The organism is Lysobacterales bacterium (genome assembly GCA_016721845.1).
Taxonomy (GTDB): domain Bacteria; phylum Pseudomonadota; class Gammaproteobacteria; order Xanthomonadales; family Ahniellaceae; genus JADKHK01.
Map to the genome: position 1 here is coordinate 410,302 of JADKHK010000013.1, position 22,897 is coordinate 433,198.

At 64.6% G+C, this 22,897-nt stretch carries 24 protein-coding genes and 1 tRNA gene; 14 read left to right on the top strand and 11 right to left on the bottom strand.

Going from position 1 to position 22,897, the window contains the following annotated elements:
* Positions 1-27 precede the first annotated feature (27 nt).
* From IPP28_09215 to IPP28_09235, 5 genes are all read right to left on the bottom strand, one after another.
* Positions 28-1,533: a Ppx/GppA family phosphatase gene (locus IPP28_09215; protein MBL0041197.1), complete on the bottom strand. Its 1,506-nt coding sequence runs from the start codon at positions 1,531-1,533 to the stop codon at positions 28-30.
* Positions 1,534-1,538: 5 nt separating this feature from the next.
* Complete coding sequence (gene ppk1 / locus IPP28_09220; GenBank protein ID MBL0041198.1) at positions 1,539-3,599, bottom strand: polyphosphate kinase 1; 2,061 nt, start codon at positions 3,597-3,599, stop codon at positions 1,539-1,541.
* Positions 3,600-3,651: 52 nt separating this feature from the next.
* Positions 3,652-4,980, bottom strand: a complete 1,329-nt coding sequence (gene phoR, locus IPP28_09225) for a phosphate regulon sensor histidine kinase PhoR (GenBank protein MBL0041199.1) — start codon at positions 4,978-4,980, stop codon at positions 3,652-3,654.
* 17 nt (positions 4,981-4,997) lie between these two features.
* Complete coding sequence (gene phoB / locus IPP28_09230) at positions 4,998-5,687, bottom strand: phosphate regulon transcriptional regulator PhoB (GenBank protein MBL0041200.1); 690 nt, start codon at positions 5,685-5,687, stop codon at positions 4,998-5,000.
* Positions 5,688-5,781: 94 nt separating this feature from the next.
* Positions 5,782-7,293 (bottom strand): M48 family metallopeptidase, encoded by a 1,512-nt coding sequence (locus IPP28_09235; GenBank protein ID MBL0041201.1) that lies wholly within the window; start codon positions 7,291-7,293, stop codon positions 5,782-5,784.
* Between the two features lie 50 nt (positions 7,294-7,343).
* Here IPP28_09235 and IPP28_09240 point away from each other — a divergent pair, with 50 nt between their 5' ends.
* The 7 genes from IPP28_09240 (at position 7,344) to IPP28_09270 (ending at position 10,343) form a co-directional block, all read left to right on the top strand.
* Positions 7,344-7,682: a DsrE family protein gene (locus tag IPP28_09240; GenBank protein MBL0041202.1), complete on the top strand. Its 339-nt coding sequence runs from the start codon at positions 7,344-7,346 to the stop codon at positions 7,680-7,682.
* Complete coding sequence (locus IPP28_09245; GenBank protein MBL0041203.1) at positions 7,679-8,023, top strand: DsrE family protein; 345 nt, start codon at positions 7,679-7,681, stop codon at positions 8,021-8,023. The genes IPP28_09240 and IPP28_09245 overlap by 4 nt, the downstream gene beginning before the upstream one ends.
* The gene (locus IPP28_09250; protein ID MBL0041204.1) at positions 8,007-8,306 is read left to right on the top strand and encodes a sulfurtransferase TusB; all 300 of its coding nucleotides are present in this window, start codon (positions 8,007-8,009) and stop codon (positions 8,304-8,306) included. The genes IPP28_09245 and IPP28_09250 overlap by 17 nt, the downstream gene beginning before the upstream one ends.
* Entirely contained in the window at positions 8,303-8,638 is a 336-nt protein-coding gene (locus tag IPP28_09255) for a TusE/DsrC/DsvC family sulfur relay protein (GenBank protein ID MBL0041205.1), read from the top strand. Before IPP28_09250 ends, IPP28_09255 begins: the two co-directional genes overlap by 4 nt.
* Complete coding sequence (gene grxC, locus IPP28_09260) at positions 8,635-8,898, top strand: glutaredoxin 3 (protein ID MBL0041206.1); 264 nt, start codon at positions 8,635-8,637, stop codon at positions 8,896-8,898. The genes IPP28_09255 and grxC overlap by 4 nt, the downstream gene beginning before the upstream one ends.
* Entirely contained in the window at positions 8,877-9,275 is a 399-nt protein-coding gene (locus IPP28_09265) for a carboxymuconolactone decarboxylase family protein (protein MBL0041207.1), read from the top strand. Before grxC ends, IPP28_09265 begins: the two co-directional genes overlap by 22 nt.
* A gap of 63 nt (positions 9,276-9,338) precedes the next feature.
* Positions 9,339-10,343, top strand: a complete 1,005-nt coding sequence (locus tag IPP28_09270) for an isocitrate dehydrogenase (GenBank protein MBL0041208.1) — start codon at positions 9,339-9,341, stop codon at positions 10,341-10,343.
* Positions 10,344-10,355: 12 nt separating this feature from the next.
* On the opposite strand, the gene IPP28_09275 is transcribed toward IPP28_09270, so the two are convergent.
* Together IPP28_09275 and IPP28_09280 are read right to left on the bottom strand one after the other, a co-directional pair.
* The gene (locus tag IPP28_09275) at positions 10,356-13,220 is read right to left on the bottom strand and encodes a serine/threonine protein kinase (GenBank protein MBL0041209.1); all 2,865 of its coding nucleotides are present in this window, start codon (positions 13,218-13,220) and stop codon (positions 10,356-10,358) included.
* The gene (locus tag IPP28_09280) at positions 13,217-13,780 is read right to left on the bottom strand and encodes a sigma-70 family RNA polymerase sigma factor (GenBank protein MBL0041210.1); all 564 of its coding nucleotides are present in this window, start codon (positions 13,778-13,780) and stop codon (positions 13,217-13,219) included. Before IPP28_09280 ends, IPP28_09275 begins: the two co-directional genes overlap by 4 nt.
* 134 nt (positions 13,781-13,914) lie before the next feature.
* Between IPP28_09280 and IPP28_09285 the strand changes: the two genes are divergently transcribed.
* A complete protein-coding gene (locus tag IPP28_09285; GenBank protein ID MBL0041211.1) occupies positions 13,915-15,021 on the top strand; it encodes a hypothetical protein in 1,107 nt (368 codons plus the stop codon).
* Between the two features lie 71 nt (positions 15,022-15,092).
* On the opposite strand, the gene IPP28_09290 is transcribed toward IPP28_09285, so the two are convergent.
* Together IPP28_09290 and IPP28_09295 are read right to left on the bottom strand one after the other, a co-directional pair.
* Complete coding sequence (locus IPP28_09290; GenBank protein MBL0041212.1) at positions 15,093-16,490, bottom strand: PhoH family protein; 1,398 nt, start codon at positions 16,488-16,490, stop codon at positions 15,093-15,095.
* A 23-nt stretch (positions 16,491-16,513) separates the two neighbouring features.
* On the bottom strand, positions 16,514-17,176 hold the full coding sequence (locus IPP28_09295; GenBank protein ID MBL0041213.1) for a glycine cleavage system protein R: 663 nt from the start codon (positions 17,174-17,176) through the stop codon (positions 16,514-16,516).
* Here IPP28_09295 and IPP28_09300 point away from each other — a divergent pair.
* On the top strand, positions 17,157-18,062 hold the full coding sequence (locus IPP28_09300) for a 4-hydroxy-tetrahydrodipicolinate synthase (GenBank protein MBL0041214.1): 906 nt from the start codon (positions 17,157-17,159) through the stop codon (positions 18,060-18,062). The two genes, IPP28_09295 and IPP28_09300, sit on opposite strands and share 20 nt — an antisense overlap.
* Positions 18,063-18,074: 12 nt before the next feature.
* Positions 18,075-18,653, top strand: a complete 579-nt coding sequence (locus IPP28_09305) for a hypothetical protein (protein ID MBL0041215.1) — start codon at positions 18,075-18,077, stop codon at positions 18,651-18,653.
* A 34-nt stretch (positions 18,654-18,687) separates the two neighbouring features.
* Here IPP28_09305 and IPP28_09310 read toward each other — a convergent pair whose 3' ends face one another.
* Positions 18,688-19,011, bottom strand: coding sequence for a ferredoxin family protein (locus IPP28_09310; GenBank protein ID MBL0041216.1), 324 nt, complete (start codon positions 19,009-19,011; stop codon positions 18,688-18,690).
* 14 nt (positions 19,012-19,025) lie between these two features.
* Positions 19,026-19,101 (bottom strand) — tRNA-Glu (locus IPP28_09315).
* Between the two features lie 147 nt (positions 19,102-19,248).
* On the opposite strand from IPP28_09315, the gene pcnB reads away from it, so the two are divergent.
* Genes pcnB through IPP28_09335 form a run of 4 tightly spaced genes read left to right on the top strand, consistent with a single transcriptional unit; the run spans position 19,249 to position 22,819 of the window.
* Positions 19,249-20,607, top strand: a complete 1,359-nt coding sequence (gene pcnB / locus IPP28_09320; protein MBL0041217.1) for a polynucleotide adenylyltransferase PcnB — start codon at positions 19,249-19,251, stop codon at positions 20,605-20,607.
* 8 nt (positions 20,608-20,615) lie between these two features.
* The gene (gene folK / locus IPP28_09325) at positions 20,616-21,098 is read left to right on the top strand and encodes a 2-amino-4-hydroxy-6-hydroxymethyldihydropteridine diphosphokinase (protein MBL0041218.1); all 483 of its coding nucleotides are present in this window, start codon (positions 20,616-20,618) and stop codon (positions 21,096-21,098) included.
* Positions 21,099-21,147: 49 nt separating this feature from the next.
* Positions 21,148-21,975 carry a 3-methyl-2-oxobutanoate hydroxymethyltransferase gene (gene panB / locus IPP28_09330; protein ID MBL0041219.1) on the top strand — a complete coding sequence of 276 codons (828 nt, stop codon included), beginning with the start codon at positions 21,148-21,150 and terminating at the stop codon, positions 21,973-21,975.
* Positions 21,965-22,819: a pantoate--beta-alanine ligase gene (locus IPP28_09335; GenBank protein MBL0041220.1), complete on the top strand. Its 855-nt coding sequence runs from the start codon at positions 21,965-21,967 to the stop codon at positions 22,817-22,819. Before panB ends, IPP28_09335 begins: the two co-directional genes overlap by 11 nt.
* The last annotated feature ends 78 nt before the right edge of the window (positions 22,820-22,897 follow it).

Here is a 22,897-nt window from a genome sequence, read left to right on the forward strand (position 1 = left end):
CGCAGCGGACGCGGTTCCGCAGAGCGATTAGACGGTTTTCACGACCAGCTTGAAGTCGATCGCGGCGAGATGGTCTCGTTCCTGTTCCAGGTCGGTCTGCGTCAAGGGATGCGATTGCAGCCAGCGTTCCGGCAAGGCCAGCTTCAGGGCACGATCGCTGCCCTCGATCGCCAGTTTGGGAACGCGCTCATCGACGCGCGACCGATGCAGCAGGGCGGCAAGGCGCAGCAGGATCATCAGCCGCTCCGCCTGGGGTGCAGCGCGCGCCGGCAGCGATTTCAGTTCCTTGAGCGGAATGCCGCGACGATGGCCGCGCACGACCACGGCCAGGGTCTGCTGTTCGAGGCGGGTGAATCCGGCGAGATCAGAATGCGCGAGGATGTATTCCGCATGTTGATGATGCTGGCTGTGCGCGATCGCCAGGCCTATTTCGTGCACGCGCGCCGCGAAATGCAGCCAGGTGCGATGGGTCTCGTCCAGCTTCCAGGCCTCGGCGACCGCATCGAACATGGTCAGGGCGCTGCGCTCGACGCGTTCGGCATGGGCCTCGTCGACGCTGTAGCGCTGGCACAAGGCCTGGATCGTCGCCTCGCGCGGGTCGCTGTGTTCGGCGCGCCCCACCATGTCCCAGAGCAGGCCGTCGCGCATCGCGGTCTCGCAGGCCTGCATCGACTTGATGCCGAGTGTCTCGATCACCGTGTGCAGGATCACCGCGCCGCCGACGATGACGCCGCGGCGCTCTTCGCTGAGCGAGGGCAGCTTGATCGTGTCGACGTGCCCGGCCTTGATCATGCTGTCGCGGATCTCCTCCATCACCGCACGAGTGATGACGCCATCCTTCTCGCCGAGCTTGTGTGCGATGTCGCCGATCGCCTTGATCGTGCCCGAGGAACCCCAGCACTCCTTCCAGCCTCGGGCCTTGTAGTCGGCCGCGAATTGCTGCAATTCCAGCGCGATGCTGGCGCGGGCGTCGTCGTAGCGTTTGCGCGTGAGTTCGCCGCCGGGGAAATACTTCAGGGTCGAGGCGACGCAGCCCATCTGCAGACTCTCGCGCTCGATCGGTGCATGGCCTTCGCCGATGATGAACTCGGTCGATCCGCCGCCGATGTCGACGACGAGGCGGCGCTTGCGGCTCTCCGGAATCCCGTGCGCCACGCCGAGGTAGATCAGGCGCGCCTCCTCGCGGCCCGAGACGATCTCGATCGGGTGCCCGAGTGCGGTTTCCGCCGCAATCAGGAAGGCGCGCGGCGACTTCAGCTTGCGGATGGTATTGGTCCCGACCGCCCAGACGCGGTCGTCGGGCAGGTGTGCGATCCGCTGGCCGAACTGCGCGAGGCAGGCCAGCGCCTGGCGACGCTTATCGTTGCTGAGCGACCCGTCCTCGCCGAGGCCGGCGGCGAGACGTACCGCCTCGCGCAGACGGTCGATGACCTGCAACTGACCGCGTTCGTAGCGCGCGACCACGAGATGGAAGCTGTTCGATCCGAGATCGACGGCGGCCAGCTCCTCGCCTTCGGGCAACAGGGTCTGCATCGTCGTCACCCGCACAGCCGTGCCAGCAACGACTGTTGTGCCGAATGCGGCATCGCGTCACCGACCTCGATGCGGGCATAGCGGCCCTCGGCATTCAGCGACCAGGCCTGCTGGTTGTCGGCGAGGTAGTTCTCGATTTCCTCGTCGTAGACGCGCTTCGCGATTTCGGCGTCGAGGATCGGGAAGCAGGTTTCGACACGACGCAGCAGGTTGCGCTCCAGCCAGTCGGCACTGGAACAGTAGATCTCCGGCTGGTCGCCGTTCTGGAACCAGTAGACGCGACTGTGTTCGAGGAAACGTCCGACCAGGGAGCGCACGCGGATGTTGTCCGACACGCCGGGCACGCCCGGACGCAGGGCACAGGTGCCACGCACGACAAGGTCGACCTTGACGCCGGATTGCGACGCTTCGTAGAGCAGCCGGATCACGCCGGATTCGTTGAGGTGATTGATCTTGGCGCGGATCGCGGCCGGCTTTCCCTGCTTCGCGTGGTCGATTTCGCGTTCGATCTTGGCCATCAGCGACTTGTGCAGGGTGAACGGCGACTGCAGGATGCGCTTGAGCTTGATCACCGGTCCGAGGCCCGAGAGCTGCTGGAACAGCTTGTGCACGTCTTCGCCGATTTCGGCATCGCAGGTCAACAACCCGAGGTCGGTGTAGGCGCGCGCCGTGCTGGCGTGATAGTTGCCGGTCGACAGATGCACGTAGCGGCGCAAGCCATTCGACTCGCGGCGCACCACCAGCATCATCTTGGCGTGGGTCTTGAAGCCGACCACGCCATACACGACCTGCACGCCGGCCTCCTGCAGCCGGTCGGCGAGACTGAGATTGGCTTCCTCGTCGAAGCGTGCGCGCAGTTCGATCACCACGGTCACGTCCTTGCCGGCGCGCGCCGCTTCGATCAGGTAGGTGACCAGCGGTGAATCCTTGCCGGCGCGATACAAGGTCTGCTTGATCGCGAGCACCCCGGGATCGGTCGCGGCCTGGCGCACGAACTCGAGCACGGTCGCGAACGAATCGAAGGGGTGATGCAACAGGATGTCGCCACCGCGGATCGCATCGAAGATCGTCGGCACGTTGTTGATGCGGGCGTCGATGCGCGGCGTGAACTTCGGGAACTTGAGGTCAGGACGATCGATCATGTCGTAGATCGCCATCACCCGATTGAGGTTCACCGGGCCCTGGCAACGATAGATGTCGTCCTCGCCGACGGCGAAATTGGCCATCAGGATCTTGAGTGTCGGACGCGGCAAGGCGTCGGCCACTTCCAGGCGTACGGCCCGGGCGAAACCGCGTTCCTGCAGTTCCTCCTTCATCGCGTGCGCCAGATTCTCGGCCTCGTCTTCGTCCAGCGACAGTTCGCTGTTGCGGGTCACGCGGAACTGGTACGAGCCCTTGACCTGCATGCCCGGGAACAACTCCTCGACGAATTCCTGCAGCACGCCCGAGAGCAGGACGAAGTCCTGGGTGCCGTCGGAGAGTTCGGCTGGCAGACGGATCACGCGTGGCAGCGAACGCGGTGCGCGCACCAGCGCCATGTTGCCCTCGCGCCCGAACGCGTCCTTGCCCTTCAGCAAGACCACCAGGTTCAGGCTCTTGTTGAGGATGCGCGGGAACGGATGGGCGGGATCCAGCCCGAGCGGCGACAGCACCGGCAGGATCTCGTTCTGGAAATAGCCCTGCAGCCAGCGCCTCTGCTTGGCATTCCATTCGTCGCGCAGCAGCACGCGGATGCCTTGTTCGGCCAGCGCCGGTCGCAGGGTGCGATTCCACAGCCGGTATTGCTCTTCCAGCAGTTCCAGCGCGCGCGAACGCACCCGGTGCAGGGTTTCGAGCATGCTCAGGCCATCGGGTCCGACGGTGGCGCCGCCGAGCTTCAGCGCAGCGACGCGGATCTCGAAGAATTCGTCGATGTTCGAGGAGCAGATGCACAGGAAGCGCACCCGCTCGAGCAGCGGCATGGACGGATCCTGCGCCTGGGCGAGCACGCGGAAGTTGAACTCCATCTGCGACAGTTCGCGATTGATGTACAGGGTTGGATCGCGCAGATCGCGGGACTTGCTCATGGCGGCCACTCGAAACGTGATTTCATTAGCATAGCGAGCGCGCCATGCCGGGTCAGGCGGATTCGTGCAGGATCGCGTCGATCACGCGCTCGCGCGGGAAATGCGCTGAAAACGTGCTGCCGGCACCGACTTCGCTGCGGATCTCCAGCTGCGCCTGATGCAGGCCGAGCACGTGTTTGACGATCGACAACCCGAGCCCGGTACCGCCCTTGTCGCGCGAACGACTGGTCGAGACACGATAGAAACGTTCGGTGATGCGCGGCAAGTGCTCGGCGGGAATGCCGCAGCCGCTGTCCTGCACCGCGAAGCAGGCGCCGCCGTCTTCATCGAACCAGCGCAGCGTGATCCGCCCGCCGGGCGGGGTGTAGCGCACCGCATTGGCGACCAGATTGGCGAAGGCGCTGTGCAAGTCCTTGGCCGAACCGCGCAGATCGCGCGTCGATGTCGCCTCGACCAGAATCTCGTGCTGCTGCTGCGACAGGGCTTCGGCATCACGACGCAGCCCGGTGAGCATCGCCACCATTGCGATCGGCTCGTCGTGGGTGTCGGCCTGGGCATCGAGGCGCGACAGCGTCAGCAGGTCTTCGACGATCTGCGCCATGCGCGCCGACTGCTTGCGCATTTCGCGGACCATGCCATCAAGCTCCGGATCATGTTCCGCATCGATCAGATCGAGGTAGCCGTGCAGCACCGTCAGCGGCGTGCGCAGTTCGTGCGAGACATTGGCGACGAAATCGCGACGTACCTGTTCCAGCTTCAGCAACATCGAGACGTCGCGCACGACCAGCAGCCACTGACCCTGGGCATACGGAATCAGGCGCATGCTCATGCGGATTTCGGGTGTGGCGGGCGAGGGCACGTCGATCAGCGGATCATTCGCGCGCGCCTGCGCCAGCCAGGCCAGGATCTGCGGATTGCGGATCAGTCGGTCGATGATCAGGCCACGATGGCGATGCCCATCCAGGCCGAGCAGTCGGGCCGCGGACGCATTGAACCAGACGATCTGGCGCATCGCGCTCAGCACGACGACGCCATCCGGCAATACCGCCGCAGCTTCACGATAGGCGCGCAACAATCGCACCAATCGACGCTGTCGATGCCGGCTGGCCTGGTGCCGGCGGTAGATGAATTCGGCGACATCGCTCCACACGCCCATGTCGGACGGCGGCGGCAACCGTGTCCGCGCGAGCAGCCAGCGCTGCACGCGCAGCAGGCTGTACAGCGACCACACCGAGTAGCCGGCGAACACCACGATCAGCGCGATCGATACACGACCGCTGACGACGCCGATCGCGAGCGCGACGCCGACCAGCAGCAGCAGGCGACCGATCGAGACCTGCCAGGCGCGCGACTGCAGCACGTTGAGGGTGGGCTTGGGCATGCGCCTAAGCTAACGGCTCAGGCGATGGCGGAGAAGCGATAGCCGGCGCCGCGCACGGTCTGGACCAGGTTTTCCTTGCCGAAGGGTTCCAGGGTCTTGCGCAGGCGACGGATATGCACGTCGACCGTGCGTTCCTCGACATAGACATTGCCGCCCCAGACATGGTCGAGCAGTTGCCCGCGCGAATAGACGCGGTCGGCGTGGGTCATGAAGAAATAGAGCAGACGATATTCGGTCGGCCCGATCGCGACCGGCTTGTCGTCGGCGAAGACGCGGTGCGCCGGTCCGTCGATGCGCAGGCCGCCGAGTTCGACATGGCCGTCCTCGCCGTCGCCCTGCACGCGGCGCAACACGGCCTTGATGCGTGCCACCAGTTCGCGCGCCGAGAACGGCTTCACGACGTAATCGTCGACACCGGCGTCGAGCCCGCTGACCTTGTCGTTTTCCTCGCCGCGCGCGGTCAGCATGATGACGGGTACGTTGCGGGTGAGATCGTCGCGGCGCAGGCGGCGCGCATAGTCGATGCCACTCACGCCCGGCAGCATCCAGTCGAGCAGGATCAGGTCCGGTACCTTGGTCGCGATCGCCTCCTGGGCGGCGCGCACATCGCCTGCATGCACCGGCTTCATGCCGGCACGGGAGATGGCCAGTGCGATCATTTCGCGGATCGCGGCCTCGTCTTCGACGATCAGGATGTGCTTCAACATGTCTTCCGCTCGTTCCTCGAACCCGCGGCATTACACGACAGAAATATGACGCTCGCGTGACTTCGATGGCCACAGCGAGACACGTGGCGCGCGATCAGGTGTCCTGATCCTCGCGGCGGATGCGCTGGCGTTCGAGTTCGGCCATGTAGGGCTTGAGTTCCTCGATTCGGGCCTCGACGCGGGCGCGTTGGTAATAGTCGACGCCGGGGCGTTCGAGCAGACGCTTGAGTTGTTCCATCGCGTCGTAGGGACGACCGGTGTACAGCGCGACTTCGGCGTGGGCTTCGAGCGCACGGGTGTCTTCGCCAGCCAGTTCGCAGGCTCGTGCGAACGTGCCCTGGGTGGTCGGATCGGTGCCGTACTTCGCCAGGATCGGGCGCAGCACGGCCATCGCACGCTGCCCACTGGCCTTGTCGCCATTGGCGTTGAGTGCATCGGCATACGCCAGTTGCACGGCGCGGTGGTCGGGCGAAACCTCGGCCAGCGACTGCAACTGCTTCAACGCCGCGGCAGCGTCGCCGGCGGCGCGCTGCGCTTCGGCACGCGGCAGCAGGAGGGCGAGATCGCCCGGGGCCTTGACCAGCAGCCGATCGAATTCGGCCAGTGCGGACTTCGACTGACCCGAACGCAGCAGTGCCAGTGCCAGACCGTAGCGCAGCGACGGCTCGTGCGCCTCGTCGGCATGACGCAATTCGCCGCGGTAGGTGTCGACAAGTTTCGCCGGCTCTTTCGATGTGAGCACGTGCGCCCGCTCGCGCATGAGCCGGAAGCGCGCTTCGTTCGCCGCCGATTCGGTGACCGCGGGCGGATTTCTCCGAATCGCCTCGACGCGGTTCTTCGCCTCGGTGATGCGCGACGCGGTGACCGGGTGGCTGCGCAGGAATTCGGGCACTTCGACGCTGTTGTTGGAGCGGGTGGCGCGGCCCATGCGCGCGAAGAACCCGGCCATCGCTTCCGGATCGAAGCCGGCCTTGGCCAAGGTGAAGATGCCGATGCGGTCGGCTTCATACTCGTTGTGGCGGGTGAAGTTGATCGCCTGCTGCTGCATCAGGCCCATGCCGCTGATCACCGCGGCTTCGGCACCATTGCCTGTGGAATTGCGCGAAGCGATGATCGCGCCAAGCATTGCCAGCGCAATCGGCAGGGTCGCCTTCTGCATCGACTCGTAGGCACGCACCAGATGATGTTGCGTCACATGCGCGACCTCGTGCGCGAGCACCGCAGCCACTTCGCTTTCGCTCTCGGCGGTGTGCATCAGGCCGACATTCAGGCCGATGAAGCCGCCGGGTGCAGCGAACGCGTTGATCTCATCCGATCGCACGACGAAGAAGGTGAATTCCTGCTCCGGACGTTCGCTGAGCGCGACCAGGCGATAGCCGAGGGCGTACACGTAGTCGTCGATCAATGCATCTTCCAGCACCAGGTCGACGCGGCGCATTTCATACAGCATGCGCGCGCCATAGCGTGCTTCTTCCTCGGGGCTGAGCACGGTGCCCGCCGATGAGCCCATATCGGGCAGTTCGACATTCTGGGCAAACGCGAACGGCGCGCTCAGTACGAAGGCTATAATCGCGGTCAGCAAACGGGTTCGCACGGTCAGACTCATGGTGCCACGGACCCCGTTAGCCTAACCCGAGTTCCGTTAAGGCCGTGCACATGCGCTTTTCGCTATTCATCCAGGATTCGCCGGAATCGGGCGCGGCCGTGGCCAGTGCGCTCGGATTCGCGATTGCGGCCGTGGCCGCCGGCCATGAGTTGCGTCAGATGTTTTTCCACGGCGATGGCGTGCGGAGCGCGCGCGCGAGTGCCGAAGCCGACCACGACCTGCGGGCGCTGGTCGCCCTGGCGCGGCGGCACCAGGTGCCGCTGCTGGCCTGTTCGACCTGGCTGGAACGTCTCGGTGTCGTGTCGGGGGGCGCCGTGCAGGCGGGCAGCCTGGGGCAATGGTGCGGCGTGCTGGACGACGTCGATCGCGTCGTGAGTTTCCGCGCATGAAACGCGTCGCCGTGATCTTCTCGCGTGGCCCATGGCGCGGGGTCGACGCCGGTGCCGGCATCGATGCGGCATTGGCCGTGCTGGCCTTCGAACACGATGTGCAGGTCGGCTTCATCGGTGCCGGTGTCGAATTGCTCGCCGGGGCCGACGAGGGCGACGAACGTGCGCAACGACATCGCATGGTGGCTGCGCTCGCGCATCACGGCGCCAGCCGTTTGCTGGCCAGTCGCGAGTGCCTGCGGGCCCGTGATCTGGTGCCGCGTGGCGCCGAAATCGAACAGATCGACCGCGGCGGTTTCGCGGCCTGGCTGGCGGAGGCAGACCATGTCCTCACGTTCTGAGACCCTGCACTGCCTTGTCCGCGCACCACGCGACGGCGAGGCGCTGACGCTGGCCTTGTCGGTGCTGGCCACGGGCGACGCCCTGCTGCTGCTGCAGGACGGCGTGCACGCGGCGTTCCTCGACGATCTCGTGTTGCCGGCTGGCGTCGAGCCCTGCGTGTTGATGGTCGACGTGCTGCTGCGCGGGCTCGACCCACAGCGCATACGCGGCTTCAATCCGATCGACGAGGCCGGATTCGTCGCACTCGCGGCACGCATGCAGCGGCAGGTGTGCTGGGCATGACCGAGATCGACTTCGATGGCCATCGCATCGAACTGGACGAACGCGGCTACCTGCGTCATGGCGCGGACTGGACCGTGGCGCTGGCCGCGCACCTTGCCGCGCAGGACGGCATCACGCTGACCAACGAGCATTGGGACATCCTGAACCTGCTGCGCGGTCACTACCAGGCCTTCCGCATCGCACCGCCGATGCGCCTGCTGGTGAAGGAGGTCGGCCGGCAGTTCGGTCCCGACAAGGCCAGCAGCCGATACTTGTATCGATTGTTTCCCGAAGGTCCGGCCAAACAGGCTTGTCGTTACGCCGGGCTGCCCAAACCTATGAGCTGCATATGAGCAAGATCCTGATGTATTCCACTGCCATCTGCCCATACTGCGTCGCGGCCAAGAATTTTCTGGTGGGGCGCGGACTGGGCTACGAGGAAGTGCGGGTCGATCGCGACCGCAGCGCTTTCGACACCATGCTGTCGCGCAGCGGCGGGCGCCGCAGCGTGCCACAGATCTTCATCAACGACCGCCATGTCGGCGGCTATGACGAACTGATGCAACTGCATCGCAACGGAGAACTGGATTCATGGCTCACGACCACCCCGTAAGCGACGGCGGCAACGACCGCGTTCAGGCGTTCACCGACTTCCGCAAGCGCATGAACGAGCGCATCCTCGCCGAGGACAACCAAGTCGTGCGCCGCTTCTTCGCGCTCGACACCCAGACCTACAAGCCCGGCGCGCTCGACGTGAAGACCAAGGAACTGCTCGGTCTGGTGGCGTCGATGGTGCTGCGCTGCGACGACTGCATCAGTTACCACGTCGCACAGTGCAAGGAAGTCGGCGTCAACCGCGACGAGTTCTTCGAGGCGTTCAGCGTCGGTTTGGTCGTCGGTGGCTCCATCGTCATCCCGCACCTGCGCCGCGCCGTGGATTTCCTCGATCAGCTGGAAACGCAGGCGGACTCGGCGCATTCTGGCGTTTGACCGCATCCGCCGGGATAATGGCGGGCTACGCGGCCCGCTTGGCCGTTCCCCGGAAGAGTTCCCATGACACACACGATTGCGGTGATCCGCGGCGACGGCATCGGCCCCGAGATCATGGACGCGACCCTGCGCGTGCTCGATGCGCTGCAATGCGGTTTCAAGTACGAATTCGTCGAAGCCGGCCTCGAAGCGCTGGAAAAGCACGGCACGCTGCTGCCGGAGCACACGCTCGAGGCGATCGCCAAGCATCGCGTCGCCTTGAAGAGTCCGCTGACCACGCCGGTCGGCGAAGGCTTCAGTTCGATCAACGTCGAGCTGCGCAAGCGTTTCGACCTGTACGCCAACGTGCGCCCGGCGATCAGCTTCCCGGGCACCAAGTCGCGCTACGAGAACATCGACCTGATCACCGTGCGTGAAAACACCGAGGGCGCCTACATCGGCGAAGGCCAGGCGCTGTCTGCGGACGGCCAGGTGGCGACGCTGACGCAGAAGATCACGCGCCGCGGTTCCGAACGCATCGCGCGTTATGCCTTCGATCTGGCACGCAAGGTCGGCCGCAAGAAGGTCACCATCGTGCACAAGGCGAACATCCTGAAGTCGACCTCGGGCCTGTTCCTGCGCGTGGCGCGTGAAGTCGCGGCCGAATATCCGGATATCCAGATGACCGAGATGATCGTCGACAACTGCTGCATGCAGTTGGTCATGAATCCGCACCAGTTCGACGTCATCGTCACGACGAATCTGTTTGGCGACATCATCTCGGACCTGTGCGCGGGTCTGGTCGGTGGGCTCGGACTGGCGCCGGGTGCCAACATCGGCACCGACGCCGCGATCTTCGAGGCGGTGCACGGCTCGGCACCGGACATCGCCGGCCAGGGCATCGCCAATCCGGTCGCTTTGTTGCTGGGTGCGGCACAGATGCTCGACCACTTCGCGATGGTCGACAAGGCCGCGAAGCTGCGTCTCGCAATCCGTCAGACCATGGCCGCCAAGGATCGCGTGACGCGCGATCTGGGTGGCGACGGCACCACGTCCTCGTTCGCCGACGCGATCATTTCGCGGCTCTGATCGCGATTGCGTTCAGAGCCCTTCGGGCAGCGACTCACCGCGCCCGAAGGCCGCGAGTTCCCGCTCCGTCTCCGCAATTTTCGGATGTTCGGGATTGAGCTTGGATCGACGCAAGCGCAGCGCTTCTTCGTACAGCGACGTGATCTCGTTGCTTTCACCGCCCGCCGCTCGCAGCGTGCGTGCCAGTTCCATGTCGATTAGGGCGACGCGCGGTCCGGGTTCGATCGGTTGCGCGAGGAAACTGTCGCGTGCCCAGCGCAGTTCGGATGCCGCGTCCGTGAACGAACCGCTGCGGCGCAGGCAGCGGCCGAGCAGGGCGCGTGTCCAGCGTGCCTGTTCCGGTTGATCCGGAAAGAGTGTCGCTGAGATATCGATCGAACGTCGGAACTGCGCGCAGCTTTCGGCGAGACGGTCGGCACGATCCAGGACAATGCCGTACGAATTCAGTGTGCCGACCAGTCCGATGTTCTTCCCCTGGGTTTCGCGCAACGCGACGATCATGGCCATTTCCGACGTGGCGCGACTCGTGTCGCCAATCTCGGCGCGCACCGAAGCCATTGCGTCGCGTGCCGTCAGCGTGCGATCGCCGTCGTCGCCGAAGTTCGCTGCCCAGATCTTCGCGGCCTCTTCGAAATAGGGCAGTGCTGAAGCGAACTCGTCGCGCACGTAGAGCAGGCTGCCGTAGTTGAACAACGCCACGGCAAGATCATCGTGATTGGCGCCGAGCGTGCGTCGCTTGCTGTCGATGACGTCCTTGAACAGTGCCGACGCTTCCTCGAAGCGGTGCATGCGTTTGAGCAGATCGGCGATCTCGCCCTTGGTGCTCAGGCTGAGCGGGTGATCGGCGCCGAGGATGCGCGTATGTTCGGCGAGCACGGCCTGAAATGCGGGCAGCGCTTCATCGAACTGGTTCATGGCGCCGAGCGAGCGCGCAATCTCGTGACGGGTGCTGTTCAGCGTGGTGGCGCTGGCGTGCGTGGCTTGATAGTCGATCAGCGCGCGTCGCAGCAGCGGCAGCGCCAGGTCGTAATGCTGTTCGTCCGCCTGCGCCTCGGCGAGCAAGCACAGCACGTCGGCACGCAGTTGCGCCTGATCGGAGCCTGCCGGCCAATCGTCCAGCAGTCGCTCAAGGGTCGAGATCACTTGTCCGGCACGTCGTTGCTGCAGGTCGATTTCCGCGCGCAGAATGGTCGTTTCGATGCGCGCCACATCGGTCGCGGGCAGGCTGCGTTGCATCGCGTCCAGTGCGTCGGCGATGTGCTCGGCCGCGGCGTAGTCGCTGTCGGTGAGCAGCACGCGCGCATGCGCCATCAGCGCCTGCTGTCGCGTGCCGGTGCCCAGGTCGGTCATCGTCCTGATTTCGTCGAACAAGGACCGCGCCTGCTTCAGCTCGCCAAGGCTGTGATAGACGTTGCCGAGGTCGGTGAGCAAGGACGCGCGCAGGTCGGTGTCGATGCTGCGGTCATTGCGCAGGCGTGCGGCGCCCTGATCGACGAGTTCGCGGGCGGTCAAGGCTCGACCATCCATGGCCTGCGGATCCGCGGCCTGGAACAGTTCGCTCAACACGCGCCGCGCGGCATCGGCTCGGAGCGCCTGCATCGTTGCCTGTTCGGCCTGCCACGACGTGGCGACGATGCCGGCCGCAGCGACGGCGATCAAGGCGGCCGACACGGCGACCCCGACGCGATGACGTCGCACGAATTTGCGGGCGCGTTCGCGCCAGTCGGCCGGGCGCGAGCGCAGCGGTCGGTCGTCGAGCCAGGCGCGCAAGTCTTCAGCGAAGGCCTCGGCGCTGCCGTAGCGCTCCTTTGGGGCACGCGCGATGGCCGTCGCGACGATCTGTTCGAGGTCGCGGTCGAGGGTGCGACGCAATTCCTGTGTCGACACCGAGCGCTGACGTGCGATATCGACGGGTTCGGCACGGCGTCGCGACGACTCGTCGCTGCGTCGCGACAGCGCCTGCCGCAGTCGTTGCGGCTCCTGTTCGCAGATGACTGCCGCTGCATGGCGGCCGTTGCCGATGACATAGGGCAGCCGTCCGCACAGCAGTTCGAACAGCACGACACCGAGTGCATGCACATCGGTGGCGGTGCTGACGCCTTCGCCGAGGATTTGTTCGGGCGCGGCATACTCCGGCGTCATCGGCGCTGCTGCCGTGCCCGTCACGCCTTGGTCAGCGACTTCGTCGAGCAGTTTGGCGATGCCGAAGTCGAGCAGCCGCACCTGCCCCGTCGTATCGACCAGGATATTCGATGGCTTGATGTCGCGATGCACGACCAGATTGCGGTGTGCGAAGCCGGCGGCATCGATGACCTGAAGGAACAGGGTGACGCGTTCGCGCAGCGTGAGTCGGCGGGCGTCGCACCAGCGCAACAAGTCCTCGCCGTCGATGTATTGCATCGCCAGCCACGGTGATCCGTCGGCGCTCATGCCGCCGTCGATGAAATGCGCGATGTTCGGGTGCTGCAGCCGCGCCAGAATCGAGCGTTCGCGTTCGAAGCGGCGAATCAGGGCCGGTTCGGTGAAGCCGGCGGCGATCAGCTTCAACGCCACGATCTGAACGCCGCCATCGACATCGCGTTCGGCGCGATAGACGACGCCCATGCCGCCTCGGCCAATCAGCGCGGTCGGTCGAAAGGGTCCGATGGATGAAGGAAGTGCGTGGTCGGCGGCAAGGCCATCCAGCAGGTCGCGCGCTTCGCCTTGCAGCACCGTGGCCTGTGCGGCATGGGCGGCGAGCATGGATTGCACTTCATCGCGCAAGGCTTCGTCCTGCCCCGATTCCCGCAAGACATAGTGTTCGCGTTCGGCCAAGGGCTGGTCCAGCGCTTGCTGGAACAAGGCTTTGACGCGCGCCCAGTCGGCGGCTTCGGTCATCGTGCGGCGACACCCTGCAGGTCGCGCAACAGGAATGCGCGCGCGGTATCCCAGTCGCGACGTACGCTGCGATCGCTGATGCCGAGGTCGGAGGCGATTTCCTCGAAGCTGAGTCCGGCAAAGAAATGCGCCTCGACGATGTGCGCGAGCTGGCCATCGCGGGCTTCAAGGCGATTCAAGGCCTGATCAATGGCAAGCAAGTCGCCGACGCGGGTGTCGACCGGAAGCCCCATCGCGCCGGAAAGATCGGTCCGGATCACGTCACCGCCGCGCTTTTCGGAGGACCGCCGCCGTGCCTCGTCGATGATGATCTGGCGCATCGCCTTGGCCGCAAGCCGGAAGAAATGCTGGCGATCGCTCAAGGGGCGGGCGACGTCCGGCATCAGTTTGAGGAACGCTTCGTGCACGAGGGCGGTGGCCGACAGGGTGGCCGGGCCTTGCTGGCCGAGCGACCGGCTGGCCATCCGCTTCAGTTCCGAATAGACCTCCGCAAAGGCGCGTTCGGCGGCCTCGGCATCGCCGCGCCGGGCCTGATTCAACCATTCCGTCAATTCGCCCATGGCGCCAGCCTTTGAGGTGGAGGCCAGCATACTGGCCCTTGCCTGCGCCACGGCAGTCCGCCTTGTGCCGCCCCCGTTGACCCGCTGTGGTTTTTTTGCGACGATGTCGCGCATCCGCAACAACTCGTGCCGAAATGACCCTTCGCCTGTCGCCACTGTCGGTCCTGATCACCATCGGCCTCGCCGTCGGTCCGATCACCGTGCGTGCCGAAGCGTGGCGGGAGTATGCGCGGTCCGCGATGACACCGGATTTCGCTTGGGCTGACGCTACGAAATCCGAAGCGCCGAGTGCCCGCAACGCGCTGGCGAATGCCTTGAGCGACAACGTGCGCGTCGAATTTCGAACGGCGGTGCAGAGTGAAGTGGTGGAACTCCGCTTCTCGGAAACGCGCGGGAACGACATCGCCGCAGCGAATCTGGCCTCGCTGGCCTTGTTCGACGAGGCCACTCCCGGGCTGAATCGCCAGTTTGCCGGTGCGCAGCTCGCGCACGAATTCGATGGCGGTGCGCGTTTCGGCGCCGGTGTGGTCGTGGCGGAGCAGCAGTTTGCCTCGTTCGGTTTCGGTTCCGAGCGGATCGATACCGGTGACAAGTTGCGCCTGCTCGGCAACGAGTCTTCCACCGCCGCGGGCGTGCGTCTGAATTACACGCAGCCGTTCGGCGAGAAGCTTGCCGTCCAGGCGGCGCTGCAGTCCAAGATCGACATGCAGCCATTCCAGTCCTATCGCGGTGTGTTCAGCGATCCAGGCGATTTCGATATTCCTGCGGAAGCCGAGCTGTCGGCGCGCGTGGCGCTGTCGTCCGCGCTCGGTTTGACCGTGGGCACTCAGCACGTGATGTACAGCGAGCTCAAGGCGTTTTCCAGCTACGCATTGCCGGAACGCTTCCTGTCACTGCTCGGTGATGGTACCTCGCCGGTATTCGCATGGCGTGACCTGACCGTTTACAACCTCGCGTTCGACTATGCCGTCGGCAAGTCGTCGCGGTTGGATCTCCGTTACTCGACGCAGCAGCAGCCGGAGCCAAGTTCGTCGCTGCTCTATGGCGCGCTGCGCGAGGAATTCACCGATCGCAACTTCGCGCTCGGCGTCACTCATCAATTCGACCGCGCCGGTGAACTGCGCCTCGCCGCGAGCCACGCGCCGGTCGAATATTTCCTTGGCACCACCTCGGCCCTCGGTCGCGGTCATGCCAATGGCGACCAGTTTGAATTCGAAGCGCGTTGGCGCGTCGACTTCTGAAGGCTTTACAGGGCTAAAGATCAACTCGGGCTCCTTTCGGAGCCCATTTTTTTGCCTCAGGTTTGGACGAATCAAAGCGATTCGGAAGCGAAATCCGCAAGGCGCGAGCGCTCGCCGCGACGTAGCGTGATATGCGCACTGTGTTGCCAGGCCTTGAAGCGATCGACCGCGTAGGTCAGGCCCGACGTGGTCTCGGTGAGGTAGGGCGTGTCGATCTGTTCGACGTTGCCGAGACAGATCATCTTGGTGCCCGGGCCGGCGCGCGTCAGCAGGGTCTTCATCTGCTTCGGCGTCAGGTTCTGGGCCTCGTCGACGATCACGTAGCGATTCAGGAACGTGCGGCCGCGCATGAAGTTCATCGAGCGGATCTTGATCCGCGATGCAAGCAGGTCATTGGTCGCGGCACGGCCCCAGGAGCCGCCCTCGGACGGGTTCGCGAGCACTTCGAGGTTGTCGGTGAGGGCGCCCATCCACGGCGTCATCTTTTCCTCCTCGGTGCCGGGCAGGAAACCGATATCTTCGCCCACCGAGACGGTCACCCGGGTCATGATGATCTCGCGGTAACGCTGCTGATCCATCACCTGCGCGAGGCCGGCCGCCAGCGCGAGCAGGGTCTTGCCGGTACCGGCGGTGCCGAGCAGGGTGACGAAGTCGATCTCGGGGTCCATCAACGCGTTGAGCGCGAAGTTCTGCTCGCGATTGCGCGCATGGATGCCCCAGATCGAGTGGCTGCCGCCGGTGAAGTCATCGAGGATCTGCAGGCGAGCGATGCCGTCGCGGATGCTGAGGACGCGGAATTCCGGTTCATCTTCACCGGCAAGGTACAGAAACTGGTGCGGCGCCCAGTCCTCGTTCTTGCGCAGCTTGAGTTCGTAGTAAGTGTGGCCCTTCTCGGACCAGGAACGCAGGTCCTTGGCGTGTTTGGTCCAGAAGTCGGCCGGCAGCTCGATGTGGCCGGTGTAGAGCAGGCTGAAGTCGTCGAGCGCGCGATCGTTCTCGTAGTCCTCGGCCGGCACGCCGAAAATCGAGGCCTTGATGCGCAGATTGATGTCTTTCGACACCAGCACGATCTCGGTCTGCGGATGCTGTTCGTGGAGGTGCAGGATCGAGGCCAGAATCTGGTTGTCGGGCAGCTTCTTCATGCGCGACTTGGCCGGGTCCGCCGTCCCGGTCTGGAACAGCAGGCGCCCGATCTGCGAGTCGCGGCGCAGGTTCAAGCCTTTCGGTCGAACCAGCTTCAAGCCCTTGTCGATCTTCTCGGCGCCGTGGGCTTCGATCAATTCGTTGATGAAGCGGCTGACCTGGCGCGCGTTGCGCGCAACCTCGGAAGTGCCCTTCTTGCCGTTGTCGAGTTCCTCCAGCACGGTCATCGGGATGAAGACGTCGTGCTCTTCGAAGCGGAACAGCGCGGTCGGATCATGCATCAGCACATTGGTGTCGAGCACGTAAATGCGCTTGCGTTCGGACATCATCACCGCACCTCCTTGGGGAATCAGAACTTCATCGGGTCCATGATCGCGTCGAGGTTCTGCGCGTCGCAGAATTCGAGGAAATCGTCACGCAGGGAAGCGATATGCGTTTTTGCGGGAATGCCGATGGTGATCTGTGCCGAAAACATTTCGGCACCGGTCTGCATCGCGCGGTAGCGGTTCGAGCTCAGGCTCTCGATCGAGATGCCGTGGTCGATGAAGAACTCGGCGAGCAGATGCAGGATGCCGGGCTTGTCGGCCGCAACCACTTCGACGAGGTAGGGCAGCATCGCATTCTGGGTCTCTTTCGCGGCGGTACGCTGCAGGATCAGGCGGATACCTTCCTCGCGTTCGATGCGGGGTGCTGCTGTTTCGAATTTGGCCACGGCATCCCATGAACCCATCAACAGCATGTTGATCGCGACATCGTCGCCGAGCGTCGACAGTCGCGATTCCAGTAGATGGCAGCCGCTTTCGCCGACACGACGCGTAAGGAGGAGCAGAGGCGATTTTTTTTGCGGAGCCACCGCGATGACGACCAGATAGTTTTCGTTCGATGTCGGTCGCGCCACGGAGTGCTCGTGTGGGCTGAATGGATGAATGCAGAATACTTGTCGCCCCCAGGACCCGCAAGTAACATCGTGGCGTTCCTGGCGACTCTTCCCGATGCAACTCCACGGCAGCATTTGCGCGCTGGTCACGCCCTTCGACGCGCGCGAACAGCTCGACTTCCCCGCACTCGACCGCTTGCTCGACTGGCATCTCGCCAGCGGCACGCATGGTCTTGTGCTGGCCGGGTCGACCGGCGAAGCCGCATTGCTTGACGACGACGAATACCGCATGTTGATCGCGCATGCCGCGGCGCGCATCGCCGGACGCATGCCGGTCATTGCCGGCATCGGCTCGCCCAGCACGACGAAGTCTGTGGCCTACGCGCGCATCGCCGCGAATGCCGGTGCGGATGCCGTGCTCGCGGTTACGCCTTACTACGTGCGTCCGCCCCAGCGTGGCCTGATCGCGCACTACCTGCATCTGGCAGCAGAGTCGGCGCTGCCGATCATCCTGTACAACGTGCCGGGTCGTACCGGCTGCGACCTGTTGCCGGAAACCGTTGCTGCACTGGCTGCGCATCCACGCATCATCGGTGTCAAGGAAGCGCGTCCGGAACCCGAGCGCATGGCAGCATTGCTGCTGTTGCAGTCGCCGGAATTCTCGGTCTTGAGCGGCGATGATCCGACGGCGCTGCACGCGATGTCGGCCGGCGCGAAAGGGACGATCTCGGTCGCGGCCAATGTTGCACCACGTGCTTTTGCACAGCTGTGCGAACGCGCGTTGTCGGCTCGCCCGGCGTCGCGGATGAGCGCAGCCGAAATCGATTCAGATTTGCGCAGGCTTTACGACGTGCTCGCACTCGAATCGAACCCGATTCCGGCAAAATGGGCCTTGCATCGCCTGGGCTATCTTGATGCCATCCACCGTCTGCCGCTGACGCCGCTGTCGGCGCAGCATCACGACGCCATTGATCAATGTCTCGCAGCACTCGCATCGCTCGATGCGGCGCTCGCGGGCTGAGGAGAATCACCGATGTCGAAAATCGTCCCGCTTCCACTCGTGCTGGCTGTCTTTGCCGTGACGCTTTCCGGTTGCGGCCTGTTCGGCAAAGGCAAAATGCACGAGCGTTATCTTGACGCCGAATCAGGCAAGTCGCTGACGGTCCCACCGGACTTGGACTCGCCGGCACGACGCGAATCGATGCTCGTCCCGGAGGCCACCGGGGCACTGGTTGAAGTGTCGGAAGCGCCGGCCGATTCGCTGCCGGTCGACGCGGATGATCCGCAAAGCCGGCTCAAGGTGCGGATGTCGCCTGCTGAGACTTTCGACAAGGTGCTGGCTGCGCTGGAGCAGGCGCAAATCGCGACAATCGGCGACGCGGAGCGCGATGAACATCGCGTCGAGCTGCGCTTCGAGGTGACCGAAGAGCGCAAGCGCTGGTGGTGGAAGGACGGCACGCACACGAACACGATTCGACGCACCGTGCACGTGCTCGACGACGCGATCGGCAGCCGTATCGTGATCGAGGATGGCAGCAGCGGTGTGCGCATCGATGACGAGTACGCGCAGCGCGCGCTGAGCGCATTGCGCGATCGCATCAACTGGGAATGAAGGACGCCTGAGCCGCCGTGCAAGTCGCGGCGGCTTAGCGGATCAGCTGGTCGAGCTTGCCCGGTTTGCCATCCCATTCAGCGGCGTCCGCGGGCGGCTCCTTGCGCGTAGTGATCACCGGCCAGATGCGCGACAGCTCGGCGTTCAGCGGCGTAAAGTGTTCCTGGCCGCCAGGTACATCATCTTCCGGAAAAATCGCTTTGGCCGGACATTCCGGTTCGCACAGGGTGCAGTCGATGCACTCGTCCGGATCGATCACCAGAAAGTTCGGGCCTTCATGGAAACAGTCGACCGGACAGACTTCCACGCAGTCGGTGTATTTGCACTTGATGCAGTTTTCGACGACAACGAACGGCATGCGATCAACCTGGTTGGTACTCCCAAGGGGAATCGAACCCCTGTTTTCGCCGTGAGAGGGCGACGTCCTGGACCGCTAGACGATGGGAGCGCGGCTTGAGGCCACGTTGCAGAGCGCCGTAGTATAACGTCAGTAGCCGCGATCTCAAGGCATCTTGGGCATAATGCCCGGTGCTCGCCGGTACCGTCCGGTGCCGGCTACGACCCAACGGCCGCATTCCGCAGCCACCAGGACATCATGGATTTTCTCGAAACCTCCGATCCCGCCGAAGTGCGGAGACGCGTCGCCGCCCAATTGCGCGTGATCGCGCGCGCCGACCATTGCATCTCGCGGCAATTCATCAGTCCGAATGCGCTGCGCGTGTTGTATCGACTGCGCGACGCTGGCTTCGTGGCCTGCCTCGTCGGTGGTGCCGTGCGCGATCTGCTGCTCGGCAATCGCCCCAAGGACTTCGACGTTGCGACCAATGCGACGCCCGAGCAGGTCAAGGCGCTGTTCCGAAATTGTCGCTTGATCGGCCGGCGATTCCGGCTCGCGCACGTGCACTATGGCGACGAAATCATCGAGGTCTCGACCTTCCGCGGCATCAGCGACGACGGTTCAGGCGACCGCGAAATGGTCGATGGCCGCCTGACCCGCGACAACGTCTACGGCAGCATCGAGGAAGATGCGGTGCGCCGCGACTTCACGGTGAATGCGCTGTATTACGCGATCGACGATTTTTCGGTACACGATTACGTCGGCGGGTTCGAGGATGTGCAGCGACGCGAGTTGCGCCTGATCGGCGATGTCGAGCGCCGCTTCCGCGAAGACCCCGTGCGGACCCTGCGTGCCGTGCGGTTCGCCGCGAAGCTCGGCTTCTCGATCGCCGACGATGTTGCTGCGGGCATCCGCGAATTCGGCCCGCTGCTCGTCGATGCGCCGCCGGCGCGCCTGTTCGACGAGATGCTGAAACTGTTCCTGGCCGGGCACGCGCTGTCGGGTTTCCGCGAGATGGAACGGTATGGCCTGTTTGCCGTGCTGTTTCCGGAGTCTTCCGCTTCGATCCGCAAGGACCCGCGCGGTCGCGCCCTGATCGAGGCGGCGTTGGCGAGCACCGACGGCCGCATCGCGCTCGGACGTCCGGTCACGCCGGCGTTCCTGTTCGCGGCCTTGCTCTGGCCCGCGGTCGAGTATCGGACTGCCTTGCTGGCCGATCGCGGCCATGGCGATCCGGAGGGCGAGGCGTCGGCGCAGATCGTGTCCGAGCAGGCGCAGCGCATCGCCTTGCCGAAGCGCTTCTCTTTGCCGATGCAGGAGATCTGGGACCTGCAGCCGCGCTTCGTGACCAACCAGCGCAAGCGCGTGCAGCGACTGCTGGCGCATCCGCGATTTCGGGCCGCCTACGATTTCCTGTTGTTGCGATCGAGTGCCCATCTGGATCTGGTCGAGTTGGCGCAGCGCTGGGACCGCGCTCAGCAGGAGGGGCCGGATGCGGTGCTGTCGGGTCAGCCACTGGTCGAAAAGTCGGTCGCGTCGGATGAGCCGGTCAGGAAGAAGCGCCGGCGCCGGCGCCGCAAGCCGGGTGAGGCAGCGCCGGCCGCGACCGGCGAGTGAGCAGCGCGATCGACGCATGTGCCTTCGTCGCTCTGGGGGCGAACCTGGATGCACCCGCACCGCGTGTGCGCGAAGCGATGGCCCGGCTTGATGCGATGCCGTTCGGTCGCATCCTCGCGCGCTCGTCGCTGTATCGCACGGCACCGGTGGGCCAACGCGATCAGCCAGACTTCATCAATGCCGTAGTCGCGCTGCAGACATCGCTCGCACCGCTGGTGCTGATGCGCGCGCTGCTTGATCTGGAGACTAGCCTCGGGCGTGTGCGCGCCGAGCGCAATGGTCCGCGCCGCATCGATCTGGACCTGATCGCGTTCGATCAGCGCCGCATCGACACGCCGGGGCTGCAATTGCCGCACCCGCGTGCGATCGAGCGCGCGTTCGTGATGGTGCCGTGGGCCGAGATTGCGCCGGATGTCCGGATTGGAGGCTCGACGGTGCGAGAAGTCGCATTCACGCTGCCGCGTCAGGACATCGCAAGAATTGAGGCTTGAGTCCTTGCCAAACGTCTGCCGATAATCGCGGCCCCCGCGAGGAGCTGCCATGTACGCCGGAGTCACCGAAACCCGCAGCCCGCCGATCACGGTGCCTATGCTGCGACAGTTCAAGCAAGAGGGCCGCAAGATCGCTGCATTGACCGGCTACGACGCGAGCTTCGCCAAGCTCGCGGACGAGGCCGACGTCGACGTGATCCTGATCGGCGACTCGCTGGGCATGGTCGTGCACGGCAAACGCAGCACGCTGTCGGTGACGGTGGATGACATCGTCTACCACGCCCGTTCGGTCGCGCGCGGTTCGAAGCGCGCGCTGCGCATTGCCGACATGCCGTATGCCACCTATCCCGATCCGAAGACGGCCTTCGGCCATGCCGCACGCATGATCGGTGAAGGTGAATGCGCGATGGTCAAGCTCGAAGGCGGTGGTCCGGTGATCGAGTCCATCCGCTACCTCGTCGACCGCGAGGTGCCGGTCTGCGCGCATCTCGGGCTCACGCCGCAATCGGTCCTGCGGCTCGGCGGCTACAAGGTGCAGGGGCGTGGCGATGCTGCTGCTCAGGCGCTGCGCGACGCGGCGCGTGCGGCGCAGGTGGCGGGCGCCGAGATGCTGGTGCTGGAATGCGTGCCGAGCCCGCTTGCGGCTGCGATCCAGGCCGACCTCGCGATCCCGGTCATCGGTATCGGCGCCGGGCCGCAGTGCGATGGACAGATCCTGGTGTGTTACGACGTGATCGGGATCAGTTCCGGTCGTCGGCCACGCTTCGTGAAGAATTTCCTCCAGGGTCGCGACAGCGTGCTCGACGCCTTCAAGGCGTACGTGGCGGAAGTGCGAAGCGGCACCTTTCCAGCCGCGGAGCACGAATATGCCGAGTGAATTGCAGCGCCTTGACGATGGCAACGCGGTCCGGTGCGCCGTCTCGGATTGGCGTCGCGCCGGCTTGCGCATCGGTTTCGTGCCGACCATGGGCAATCTGCATGCCGGCCACTATTCGTTGATTGCGGCCGCGCGTGCGCAATGCGATCACGTCGTTGCCAGCATCTTCGTGAACCCGACCCAGTTCGGCCCGAACGAGGATTTCGCGTCCTATCCGCGCACGATGGAGGCCGATGCAGCCGGCCTGGTGGCCGCGGGCTGCGATCTGCTGTTCGCTCCGACGGCCGAGGTGCTGTATCCGTTCGGCCTCGATGCATCGGTGCGCGTGCACGTGCCGCTCGTCAGCGAGGGTCTCTGCGGCGCATTCCGTCCCGGCCACTTCGATGGTGTCGCGACCGTGGTCGCCAAGTTGTTCCATTGGGTCCAGCCGGACATCGCGTTCTTCGGGCGCAAGGATTTCCAGCAATTGCGTGTCATCGAGCGCATGGTTCGCGATCTCGGTTTGCCGATTGCGATCGTCGGTGTCGAGACCTTGCGCGAGCCGAACGGTCTGGCCATGAGTTCGCGCAACCAGTACCTCGCTACGGAAGAACGTGAGCGTGCGGCCGAGATCTACCGGACCCTGCAGGCCATGCGCGACGCCATCGGGCAGGGCAGGGCGCGCGCGGCGGTGGAGGCGGCTGCCGTGGATCGCCTTGACGCAGTCGGATTTCGTGTCGACTACGCCGCTGTCCGTCGTGCCGAGGATCTGTCGGAGCCGGCAGAAGGTGATCGCGGAAATCTGGTCGCGCTGATCGCCGCCCGGCTCGGCAAGGCGCGTTTGATAGACAACATCATGATTTGATTGAATTTATTTCGAAATGTTGTAATCGAGCAACAGCGGTGTTGTGTTTTTGCATCAGTCTTGCTAAATTACGCCTGC